9 protein-coding genes are annotated in these 12,079 nt (G+C 31.9%); all 9 read right to left on the minus strand.

The annotated features are described in order from the left end of the window. Window positions 1-271: 271 nt before the first annotated feature. Window positions 272-1,867 (minus strand): xylulokinase, encoded by a 1,596-nt coding sequence (locus I6U48_RS19700; RefSeq protein WP_218322188.1) that lies wholly within the window; start codon window positions 1,865-1,867, stop codon window positions 272-274. Window positions 1,868-2,328: 461 nt separating this feature from the next. Next, entirely contained in the window at window positions 2,329-3,075 is a 747-nt protein-coding gene (locus I6U48_RS19705) for a flagellar motor protein MotB (RefSeq protein ID WP_218322189.1), read from the minus strand. Between the two features lie 18 nt (window positions 3,076-3,093). Further along, window positions 3,094-3,879, minus strand: coding sequence for a flagellar motor stator protein MotA (gene motA / locus I6U48_RS19710; protein WP_218322190.1), 786 nt, complete (start codon window positions 3,877-3,879; stop codon window positions 3,094-3,096). A gap of 204 nt (window positions 3,880-4,083) precedes the next feature. Further along, window positions 4,084-5,250 carry a sugar ABC transporter permease gene (locus tag I6U48_RS19715; protein WP_218322191.1) on the minus strand — a complete coding sequence of 389 codons (1,167 nt, stop codon included), beginning with the start codon at window positions 5,248-5,250 and terminating at the stop codon, window positions 4,084-4,086. Then, a complete protein-coding gene (locus I6U48_RS19720) occupies window positions 5,240-6,772 on the minus strand; it encodes a xylose ABC transporter ATP-binding protein (RefSeq protein ID WP_218322192.1) in 1,533 nt (510 codons plus the stop codon). Before I6U48_RS19720 ends, I6U48_RS19715 begins: the two co-directional genes overlap by 11 nt. Before the next feature lie 67 nt (window positions 6,773-6,839). After that, window positions 6,840-7,910 (minus strand): D-xylose ABC transporter substrate-binding protein, encoded by a 1,071-nt coding sequence (gene xylF, locus I6U48_RS19725; protein WP_218322193.1) that lies wholly within the window; start codon window positions 7,908-7,910, stop codon window positions 6,840-6,842. A 186-nt stretch (window positions 7,911-8,096) separates the two neighbouring features. After that, on the minus strand, window positions 8,097-9,380 hold the full coding sequence (locus tag I6U48_RS19730) for a response regulator (RefSeq protein WP_218322194.1): 1,284 nt from the start codon (window positions 9,378-9,380) through the stop codon (window positions 8,097-8,099). Then, window positions 9,355-10,851: a sensor histidine kinase gene (locus tag I6U48_RS19735; protein WP_246615466.1), complete on the minus strand. Its 1,497-nt coding sequence runs from the start codon at window positions 10,849-10,851 to the stop codon at window positions 9,355-9,357. Before I6U48_RS19735 ends, I6U48_RS19730 begins: the two co-directional genes overlap by 26 nt. Before the next feature lie 7 nt (window positions 10,852-10,858). Further along, entirely contained in the window at window positions 10,859-11,833 is a 975-nt protein-coding gene (locus I6U48_RS19740) for a substrate-binding domain-containing protein (protein WP_218322196.1), read from the minus strand. Window positions 11,834-12,079 lie beyond the last annotated feature (246 nt).

Consider the following 12,079-nt stretch of genomic DNA (forward strand, 5'->3'; position numbering starts at 1 on the left):
ACATATAAAAAATTTTTTATCAATCTTAGCGAAGTATTTTAGAAAATCTTAGAGCTCTTGATATGTCTGAGGTACGAGTTTATCAAGGGTTCTTAGATTTTTAAAATACTGAGCTTTAGATTGATTAAAATTTTTTATAGTGCCGAAGTCTGGTAACATATCTCGCAGAATAAGTCTACTTTCTGCCATACTTACCTAAGTGCGACAGCCCCCTCTCCTCGATTCATTAATTTATTTTATAAAGACTTTCTGTGTATTTTATCTTTATTAATTACTTAAAATTATCTACAGCTGCCCTTTCAATCGCAAGTCCATTGGTATAACGCTTCATGAATTCATCAAAGCCTGCCACGTCCTTAGAATCTGGATCAACCTTTGTACCAACTTTTCCTGCAAATACTTTCCGTGTTAAATAATCATCTAATGTCTCATTTTCAGATTTGTTAAGCATATAAGATGCAAGTAATGCCATTCCCCATGCTCCACCTTCTCCAGCAGTTTCCATAACAGAAACAGGAGCATCTATAGCCGCAGCCATAATCTTTTGTCCTACATCTTTAGTTTTAAATAAGCCACCGTGACCTAAGATTTCATCAACCTTAACGCCTTCCTCTTTAAGAAGAATATCCAACCCGGTTTTTAATGCGCCTAAGGATGTAAATAAATTTACACGCATAAAATTAGCTAGATTAAATTTACTTTCTGGTGTACGCACAAATAATGGACGTCCTTCTTCAAAATGAGTTATATGTTCACCTGAAAAATAATTATAAGCCAATAATCCGCCACAATCTGAATCTCCTTCAAGTGCCTTATTATATAAAGTTGCAAACAACTTATTCATATCAACTTCTACACCCATTGCTTCAGCAACTTCTTTAAATAACCCAACCCATGCATTAAGATCTGATGTGCAGTTATTACAGTGAACCATAGCTACTAGATTACCAGTGGGGGTTGTAACTAAATCAATTTCTTCATATGCTTTTGACAATTCCTTTTCAAGCACAATCATTGCAAAAACAGACGTTCCAGCTGAAACATTACCAGTACGCTTTGCAATACTATTTGTTGCAACCATACCTGTTCCTGCATCACCTTCTGGAGGACAAAGCGGAATACCTGATTTCAATTGCCCTGTAACATCTAAGAGCTTTGCTCCTTCCTCTGTAAGAACCCCAGCATCTTCACCCGCTAATAGAACCTTTGGCATAATATCTCCAAGCTTCCATGAGAAGTTTTTAGAAGCAATTAATTCATCGAACTGCTTAATCATATTTGCATTATAGTTTTTTGTATCTATATCAATAGGGAACATTCCTGATGCTTCACCCACACCTATAACTTTCTCACCTGTTAGCTTCCAGTGTATATATCCTTCCAAGGTTGTTTGGAAACTAATATCAGCAACATGCTCTTCCTCATTTAAAATTGCTTGATAAAGGTGAGCAATACTCCATCTTTGAGGAATGTGGTAGTTAAAAAGCTTAGTCAATTCTTCTGAGGCCTTTTTAGTAATAGTATTACGCCATGTACGGAATGGTACTAAAAGTTCTTCCTCTTTGTTGAAAACCATGTATCCATGCATCATAGCGCTAAAACCAATTGCACCAATAGTTTGAAGGGTTACTCCATATTGCGCTCTTACATCACTCGCCATCTTCTGATAACTATCCTGTACACCTTCCCATATATCCTCTAAGCTGTATGTCCAGATATTGTTAACATATCTATTTTCCCAGTCGTGGCTGCCAGAAGCGATAGGTACATTATCTTCGCCAATCAGAATCGCTTTAATTCTAGTTGAACCAAGTTCAATACCAAGTACTGTTTTTCCGTTAATAATGGAATTTTTGATATCATTCATTTTTTAACCCTCCATAAAATATTTTCAATTATTAATATTTATATTATGTGAACTGATAACTTTTTTTAAACACTTACAAACGTTTTCTTAATGAATATATATTTACCATTCACACATTATGTACGTACAATTTATTATAGAACTTTTATACCCTTGTTGCTGCTAATGTTACATTCATATGAAACTTTTGCTTGTTTTATTCATTGTTAAAATGCACACTTTTAATATTACTTTATCATAAATAGAATAATATCCACATAAAACAAAAATTTGTACGTACAATTCGTACTATCATTTTACTACTAAAACAATAATTAAGCAATATTATTTTAATTTAAATTCAAAATTTTTAGTTATTGTATCCAATCAAAAATCTTTATCTATATAGAACAATATACCATTTTGTATAATAAAAAAAGAGCCAATGCGGGCTCATTTTTATTATAGATACTCACATCAGACTAATTTGCATTCTTAGGATTTGACGCATATCTTCTTACTATAAGTATATCTACACTTCTATTTTTTGATCTTCCATCCGCCGTTGAATTATTATATTTAGCTTTAAATTCTCCATATGCTTGAATTGAAAATTTATCTTGAGCAATATGGCATTTATCAACCATAAAGTTCATAACATTTGACGCACGCATATAACTCAAGTCCCAATTAGAACGAAACTTTTCATTTTTTATTGGAACATTATCTGTATGTCCACTAATCTTTATTTCATTGTCTAAATCCTTTATCATATTTGATATTTTAGTAAGTACTGGAGTAAACCCATTTAATATGTCTGCTTGTCCTGAATTAAAGAGTACTGTGTCTTGTATTGTTATATCCAAGCCTTCACCATTAAGGTCAACTTTTACTTTATCTGTATATCCATCTTTTTTAATATCTTCCTCCAACATGTTTTTGACTCGAAGCATCTTATCCTGTTCAATTACACCACTTGCTTCGTTTAATGTAATAGCATCATCTATTTTTAAAGTATCCCCACTACTACCGTTACTTTGTAAAGCTCCAGCACCACCTGAGAAAATAATATCAAATTGATGACTAAGCTGTTTTGCTTTTTGATTATCTACTTTACTCATAGCAAACATAACTATAAAAAGTGCCAATAACAGTGTCATCATATCAGAATAAGGGAGCAGCCATGTTTCATCAACATGTTCTTCATGATGTTGTTTTTTACCTCTCATCATTAATCTCCTTTAAATTTAATTACTACTACTTGCAGTTTCAAATTTTTTTCTATCTTTAGGACTTAACATACTTAAAAGTTTTCTCTCAATAGTTTTTGGATTTTTTCCTTCTTGAATTGCTAAAATACCTTCTAATATTATCTGCTTATTACTAACTTCTTCATGTGACTTCCTTTTTAATCTGGATGACAAAGGATGCCAAATAACATATCCAAAGAAGATTCCATAGATAGTAGCTACGAAAGCAGCACTTATAGATTCCCCCAGCTTTGCTGTATCATTTAGATTTCCAAGTGCACCAATCAATCCTATAACTGCCCCTAAAACTCCAAGCGTTGGAGAAGCACCACCTGCTGTTGTAAAAATTGAAGCACCACCTCGATGTCTTTCTTCCATTGCCTCAATTTCATCTGATAGGACTTGTTTAATATATTCAGGCTCAGTACCATCAACTACCATCTCTAATCCTTGTTTCATAAATACATTGCTCATGTCCTGAATCTTACCTTCTAGAGACAATAATCCATTTTTTCTAGTTTCATGTGCCATTTCAATCATTTGCTTAATTATTTCTATAGGATCTTCTTTTCCTTTTTCTCTGAAAGCAACTCCAAACAATTTAGGTATATTAAGAAAATCCTTTTTGGGAAAAGAGTTCATTACCGCTGCTGCTGTACCTACAAGAATTACTATAACTGCCTCACCATTGAGTAGTATGGCTACCGTTGCACCTTTTAGGAGCAATCCTGTACTTACAGCAAACAATCCAACAACAATACCTATAATTAAGAATATGTCCATTTTTCACCTCTATAGATAATATGATTCAAGAAATTTGTCGATGCTTATGTTAATTTGTAAATTTCTCGTACAATTTATATTACCATATTACTAATCATATGAAAACTACTTTATTACATATTATTCTATAAATATAATTTAAAAGAATAAAACCAAAAAGTTGACTTATACATAAGCCAACTTTTGGGTTCTTTGCCCTGTAATTTACTTCTTATCCTTAGAACGTATATCTACCCATACTGCTAGTAAAAGAATTAGTCCTTTTACGATATACTGCCAGAATGGTTGAGTATTTAACATACTCATTCCGTTATCAATTGTAGCCATAACTAAAGCTCCAACTAAAGCTCCAGCAACACTTCCTGTACCACCAGCTAGGCTTGCACCACCTATTACACAAGATGCTATTGCGTCAAGTTCTGCATTTGTTCCTGCTGAAACTGAGCCTGCATTTAGTCTTGAAGTAAGTAGTATACCAGCAATTGCTGCGAGTAATCCATTGAATGCATATATCATTAACATTTGTTTGTTTACATTTATACCTGAAAGCTTAGCAGCTTCTTTATTTCCGCCAATTGCATATATTCTTCTTCCAAAAACTGTACTGCTTGCCATGTATGAGAACACTATAGCAAATATACCCATTATGAAGACTGGTAATGGAAACCCTGAATAATCATTAAGTATTGCAACGACAGCAGTTACTCCTACACCAATCAAAGCAACCTTTATTATATCGTTTCTCATTGGAGCAACTTCCAATCCATATTTAAGCTTCTTTTTTCTGCTATTGTTTATTAAGTAAATGCTTATTACAATGGTAACCACAGCAATTACATAACCTACTACATTTGGAAAATATGATTGTCCAACTACTTTCATGCTTTCCGACAAAGGAGCTATAGTATTTCCTTTACTTATTCCTATTAAAATTCCTCTAAAAACTAGCATTCCTGCTAAGGTTACTATGAAAGATGGTACTTTTTTATATGCTACCCAAAAGCCATTCCAAAAACCAAGTACAAGACCAAGTATAAGTGTTATAATTATAGTTGGCACTGCTCCCATGTTAAACCATACATTTAGAATAGCTGCTATTCCTCCAAGTAAGCCCAGCATAGAACCAACTGACAAATCAATTTCTCCTAAAATAATTACAAAAACCATGCCTATTGCCAATATTCCAGTAGTAGACATTTGTCTTAACAAGTTAGATAGATTTCTTGTAGATAAGAAATTTCCACCTGTAGTAACCGTAAATATTGCCCATATAACAACTAATGCTATAAGCATTGTATACATTTTAGATTTTAATATTCCGCTTTTTTTAGTTTTATTTTTCACTGTCACTGTTTCTACTTTACCTTCCATTACCATTACCCCCAATCGCACATTGCATAATCGTTTCCTGTGTTAGATCTATATTATCAAAATCTCCTTTGATTTCTCCTTCATGCATTACAAGTACCCTATCACTTATACCTAAAACCTCTGGTAATTCTGAAGACACCATAATAATTGAGATTCCCATTTTTACTAACTTGAACATTAGCTTATATATTTCATATTTGGCTCCTACATCAATTCCTCTAGTAGGCTCATCTAATATCAAAACCTGAGGTCCTATTAATAAATTTTTTGCTAGTACAACCTTTTGTTGGTTTCCTCCACTTAAACTCTTTACGTCCAAATCTATGCTGGATGTTTTTATCTTTAGCTCATCTACAAGTCTCGTAACATCAATAATTTCAGTATCCTTATTTAAATAATCCAGCTTTCCTTGATATTTTATTAAATTAGCAAGGGTGATATTATTTCTAACTGACATAATACTAACTATGCCGTGTCTTTTTCTATCTTCAGGAACCATTGCAATTCCTTTTTTCAAAGCCTCATCAGGGTTACTTATGTTTATTTTCTTATCCAGATAGTATATTTCTCCATTGTGCTCACCTTCATAACTTCCAAAGATACTTGATACCAATTCTGTTCTTCCTGAACCAACTAATCCTGCTACTCCCAGTATTTCGCCACGCTTCAAATGAAAGTTTGCATTTTTAACTCTTAACTTGTCTTTGTTGGTTATATCATAAACGTTAAAATTTTTAACTTCTAGTATTTTCTCTCCAATTTTATGTTCTTCCCTTGGGAACAAATCTGTCATTTCTCTTCCAACCATCATATTAATTATTTTTTCTTGATCTAAATTCTCAATAGGCTCTGTGCCTATGCTTTTTCCATCCCTTATAATTGTTACCGTATTTGATAACTCTATAACTTCATTTAATCTATGTGATATATATATACAAGTAACTCCTTTTTTTCTAAGGTCTTTCATAATTCCCATTAGTGTTTCAACTTCACTGTCTGTTAGAGGCGCCGTAGGTTCATCCAAGATAAGTACATTAGAATTCTTTGAAAGAGCTTTCGCTATTTCTACTAGCTGCTGCTGCCCAATACCTAATTCTTTAATTAATGTAGTTGGGTTTATATTTAACTTAACTTCTTTTAATAATTCCTTTGTTTTATTGTACATTTCATTAAAATCAACAATACCATTATGATTTATTTCATTTCCTATAAAAATGTTTTCTGCTACAGATAACTCTTTTATAAGAGCTAACTCTTGATGTATTATAGCAATGCCTGCATTTTCTGAATCTTTAATACCTTTTAAATCCAACTTTTTGCCATCATATATAATATCTCCTGCATAAGTTCCGGAAGGATATACTCCACTTAACACTTTCATTAATGTAGATTTACCAGCACCATTTTCACCACAAAGAGCATGTATTTCTCCCTTTTTTACCTTTAAACAAACATTATCTAAGGCCTTAACTCCAGAAAACTCCTTAGTTATGTTATTCATCTCTAAAATGTATTCACTCACCTAGTATACCCACCTTTCATTAAACTGTAAGTCAGGAAACCGTGTATACAGTTTCCCGACTTTAATACTATTTAGGCCATTTATCTTTTGGTACATTTTTATAAACTTCTTCTAGCTTATGAAATCCGTCTTTAATTACAGTGTCTTTCATATTATCAGCTGTTACAGAGACAGGAGTTAGAAGTAAGGATTTAACGTCTTTCTTTCCATTGTTAACACTACCATTTGTAGATACCTCTTCACCTCTTGCCATTTTTACTGATAAATCAGCGGCTTTTGTTGCTAGATCTTTTATAGGTTTATATACAGTCATTGTTTGCTTCCCTTCAACTACTCTTTGACATCCAGCTAAGTCAGCATCTTGACCGGATATAGCAACTTTACCATCAAGCTTTTGTGCTGCTAATGCCTGTATTGCTCCTCCAGCAGTACTATCATTTGAAGCTACAACTGCATCGATTTTGTTGTTATTAGCAGTAAGTGCATTCTCCATTATTTTTAATGCTTCTTCTGGTAACCAGTCCTTTGCCCATTGGTCTCCAACTATTTTTATATCACCTTTATCAACAAGTGGTTTTACAATATTCATTTGTCCTTGTCTAAATAACTTAGCATTATTATCTGTTGGAGATCCTCCCATCATAAAATAGTTTCCTTTTGGAACCTTGTCTACTATAGCTTTTGCTTGTAATTCTCCAACCTTAACGTTATCAAAAGATATGTAGTTATCTAAGTCACAGTTTGTTATCAATCTGTCATAAGCAAGTACTTTTATCTTACTCTTATGTGCTTCTTCAACTATTGGCGCCATAGTTTGTCCATTGTGTGGTATAATAACGAGCACGTCTACTCCTTGAGAAATTAGGTTTTCTGCCTGAGAATACTGAGTAGTATCATCACCATTAGCAGATTGAACTATAACCTCTGCTCCTAGTTCTTTTGCTGCTGCAGTGAATAAATCTCTATCATGCTGCCATCTTTCCAATCTTAAATCATCAATACTTAACCCTATTTTTACTTTTTTCTTTGTACTTGCACTACCAGATTCACCTTTGGATGAACATCCAACAAAACTTGTAAAAGCAAATATTGATATTGCTCCAATGCACATTAATTTTATTAACTTTTTTGACAACATATTTTTTCCCCCTTAGTGTATTTTCTTGATTACGTTTTCATTATATTTTATTTCTCTATCTTCCTCCATGTAGTATGTTGCCTTATACGAGTACTCTTTTGCCTTATTTACAACAAAATTTTACTATCAAAAAATTGCTACAGGACAACATTTTGCTATAAAAAAATAGTGTATAGCAAAATCTTGCTACACACTACTTTTCTTGTTCTTATATTCTGATGGATTCATCCCAACGCACTTTTTAAAGGCTTTACTAAAGTAATTTGGATCGTTATACCCTACTTCATAACATACATCCTTAATATTTGAATCTTCTTTGTCTAATAATTCTTTTGCTTTATCCATTCTTATAGAAGTTAACTTCTCTGAAAAAGTTTTTCCAAACACTTCTCTGAAGGTTCTACTAAAGTAATAAGAACTTAAATTAAACTTCTTAGCTGTTTTCTCTAAGCTTATATCTTTATTGTAATTTTCTGAAATATAATTTATAACTCTACTAAAAATCTCTTTATACTGAACCTTATTTTCGATATCACTTAATCCGTTAACATCCCTTTTATCCAAATCATTATAATGTATTACATCTACATTATTTTGTTTAACCTCTATGCATTTGCAAGCCTCTAAATATGATGTATGTATACTCTCTATAGAATTGCATACACTACCAATTCCAACAGTTACCGATGTATTAAATCGTTTTCTTATCTCATACGCCATAGACTTACTAATATTAATTGAGTCTTCAACAATCTCATAATCTGTTAAATGTTCATCACAATCCATGAAAAAGGTTATATATTTTATAAATTTATAACTCGAAACTAATCTATTATTCCTTGATACAGTCTCTTTTAAATAATCGCCAATCTTCATTTTTAACTTTTTTTCACTCTGGTTCTGTGATTCATCTATACGAGCTACTATACAATACCCCTTGTTGAAATTAATGCCTAAATATCCCATGTAGCTTTCATACTCTATACTGTTTAAATTACCATTTACTATACAGTATATCAACTCACTTTCTAATACTGGAATAAAGTTGCCCATTTTTTCTTCGATCTCGACTTGATTTTTCAGCTTTTCTCTTTCAACATTTATATATCTTATTGCATAGTCTATCTTTTTCAAAAGTGCTTCCCTATCAAAAGGCTTTAAGATATACTCTTTAACACCGCATTCAATTGCTTCTTTTGCAAAGTCAAAATAATCATATGCCGTTAAGATTAGAAAATAAGTGTTAGGCAAAAAACTTTTTATCTTTTTTATAACTTGTATTCCGTCTATTCCTGGCATTCTAATATCTGTTATTACAATATCTGGTTTCTCCATATCACATATTTGAATAGCTTCTCTTCCGTTCTTTGCTTCAAATAATGTTATTTCATCATTATATTTGTTACTTATAATGGACTTTAAACTTTTTCTTTCAAGTTTCTCATCATCCACAATTAATACTTTTATCATAGTTCACCAAATCCCCTTTAATTGGTATTTTCAAAAATACTTTTGTGCCTTCGTTTAACTCACTTTCTATATGAAATATATGGCTATCCTCGTACAACAATTGCAGCCTTTTCACAACATTACCAACACCTATTCCAGTTGCATGTCCAGTATGCTTTGCCTCATCAGTAGTGGAGTTAATTTTTCGCAGTGTTTCCTCATCTATTCCACATCCGTTATCCTGAATTAATATTATGCAAACATCTCTAAGCCTCTCTATCTTTATAAAGATCTCTCCCCCATCCTCTCTAGGCTCAACTCCATGTATAAAAGCATTTTCCACAAGAGGCTGGATAGTCATGCTTGGCACTTTTATATCTTCAATGTTTCCTTGTACCTCAATCTTGAATTTCACTCTGTCTTCAAATCTAGTTTCTTGAATAAATACATAATTTTTAACCACATCTATTTCTTCCTGTAACGATACATATCTATCTATGTTTCTAAGATTATACCTTAAAAGTTCTGATATTGATTTTATAAGTTTTTCCGTTTCAGATGCTCCCTCAACAATTGAAATTTGCACTATGCTATTTAATGTATTAAACAAAAAATGAGGATTTATTTGCGATTGCAGCATTTTAATTTGCGTATGTTTTAATAAATTTTCTATCTGTAAATTTTCCATTTGCTGATTTTTTAATTGTCTTTCTACTTCTGCTTTTCTTTTTATTGACTCAATAAGTATGTTAATAGCTGATACCATAGATTTAAAACCTTCTGCTAAAACATCTATTTCATATATATCTGTTTCTACTGCACTTAAGCTTTTAAAATTGCCTTTAGACACTTGTTTAGAATTTTGAACTAAACTATCTAGCGGCTTAGTCAATTTTCTGGAAAATGATACTGAATATATTATACAAAAGCTAATTATCATCACTATAAATGTAATCATGCTCCCATATATAACACTATTACTTTTTACAATATCGCTATATAACTGACTGTTGTAATTCAAAAAACTGCTGTTTAATCTATCTATATAAACCTTACAATAGCTTCCAATATTCTTTGTTTCAACAAACTCTTTATAGAATTCCTCATCTTTATTCAATCTTTTGTATTTATTTATAGAACTGTCTCCACGTCCTTTATAGCTGTCTAATGTATTTTCTAAATCCCTAAGTATATATTCACTCTCTTCATTAGTATTATCCTTTAACAACATAATTTTATCCTTGGCATTTTTATAATTTGCCTCATATTGATTAAAATCACTTAGAGCTTTTGTGTCTATATACTTATCAAAGTAAAATATAGAACTATCTATGTCATTGCTTATTTCGTTAACTAATAACATTTTTTTAATCATTGCACTATAGGTTATTTCAGTTTTCTTACTAATCAATAAGGTAAATGCTTCAATTAATATCATAGAAAGAACAGTAAATATAACAAAGGACATTAGCCTATTTTTTAAACTTTTCATTTTCACTTTAGTTTTTAACCTCCAATGACTTGTACGAGTACAAGTTATCTTTTTTTACTACAAGTACATCTGTGTTAAAACTTCCTTTTACAGTTTCACCTGATAAATTATCCATTATTATATCTACAGCCTTATACCCCATACTGTAGGGCTCCTGAACTATAGTAGCATATACCAATCCTTGTTGTATGTTCTCCATGGTTTCTGGCAAATCATCGAAACATATTATACATACCTTACCCTTTAAATTCATACTGGAAACAGCCTTAGCTGCACCAACTCCATCTAAAGCCGATGTGCAATATAATGCTTTTATAGCACTGTTTTTTGCTAATATTCTTCTAGCACTCAATTCAGCTTCTAATAGATAAGATCCTGAAGATTCAATGCTGGATATATTTAAATTAGAATTATTTTGTAAATAGCTTTTAAATCCAATAACTCTTTCCTGCTGATTTTTCACTTCAGCTCCTCCCATAATTATACCAACATCTCCATCTAACCCAATATGGTTGACTAATTCCTTTGCAGCTACAATCCCAGCATGAAAGTTATCTGTTCCAACATAAGCATTTCTTTTACTATCCTCTGCATCTGCATCAACGGTAACCACCGGTATTGATTTGCCAATAGCCTCATTAATATATGGGGTATACTGTTTTTCATCCTGAACATAAGTAATTATTCCAGCATTCTTAGCCATAACAGCCATTTCAATATATTTAGTGCCTTCTTTCACACTAGCGGCCTGCGGTCCATCATACTCTATAATAACTCCTCTTTTCTTTGCGGCATCCTCAGCTCCTTTTTTTATATACTGCCAATATGGGTTGCTGTAAACATGGGATATAAGTACTATTTTAGGCTTTAAATCCATATTTTTCTCCCCTTCATTAGGAGATTTTTTTAAATAATTAAAACATAAAAATAATGACAAACATATTACTATTAAAAATGCATACCTAAATTTAAACCTTTTCATTTAGCACCACCATCTAAACTTTATAATACTAATCATATAAATATACATATAACAATAGCGAAGTTGTTCTAATTTCCTAAATTAGTAAGACTTCGCTTTTCTATATATAGATACTCACACCAGACACTTAACTTATACGCAGGGATATATTTACATTCTGGAAGACACATTTAAATACTTTTGCTACAAGTCTTAGCTCATATTTTGGAAAAAGCTTAGATTCTTAGCTTTTTTAAAAATATGGGC

It is taken from the genome of Clostridium thailandense, from assembly GCF_019207025.1.
GTDB classification, from domain to species: domain Bacteria; phylum Bacillota; class Clostridia; order Clostridiales; family Clostridiaceae; genus Clostridium_AM; species Clostridium_AM thailandense.